Origin of the sequence: Bartonella sp. AA89HNZF, assembly GCF_042196905.1 — a bacterium.
Lineage (GTDB): Bacteria > Pseudomonadota > Alphaproteobacteria > Rhizobiales > Rhizobiaceae > Bartonella.
In genome coordinates this window covers 314-635 of the sequence record NZ_JBHIRD010000123.1, presented here as the reverse complement: position 1 = coordinate 635, position 322 = coordinate 314, and the positions used below count along the sequence as shown (strand labels likewise).

The window sequence follows — 322 nt, the reverse complement described above, 5'->3', positions numbered from 1 at the left end:
CTTGGCCCCAATAGTCCATTCAAAGCGGATGCCATAACTGTCAATCCTTTTTTAGGGTTTGATGCTCTCATTCCCTTGATAAAGATTGCAGAAGAAACAAAAACAGCTGTTTTTATGGTTGTTCAGTCTTCTAATCCAGAGGGAAAGCAAATTCGAAATGCGCGTATTGGTGATCAAACTGTTTCGGTTCATTTGGCGCAGCGTATTTTTGAATATAATAACCAATCTTTAAGTCAATCTCATCAGGTTGGCCCTATCGGGGCAGTTATTGGAGCAACATTGGGTCATGAAGCAAAAGATACAATCAAACAGTTAGAAAATA

General features: G+C 39.1%; 1 protein-coding gene. It reads left to right on the top strand.

Features of this window, described 5'->3' with window-relative positions; translation table 11 throughout:
* Positions 1 to 322, top strand: a 322-nt coding sequence (locus ACFIN0_RS10060) for an orotidine 5'-phosphate decarboxylase / HUMPS family protein (RefSeq protein ID WP_375702488.1), incomplete at both ends; no start/stop codon positions are given.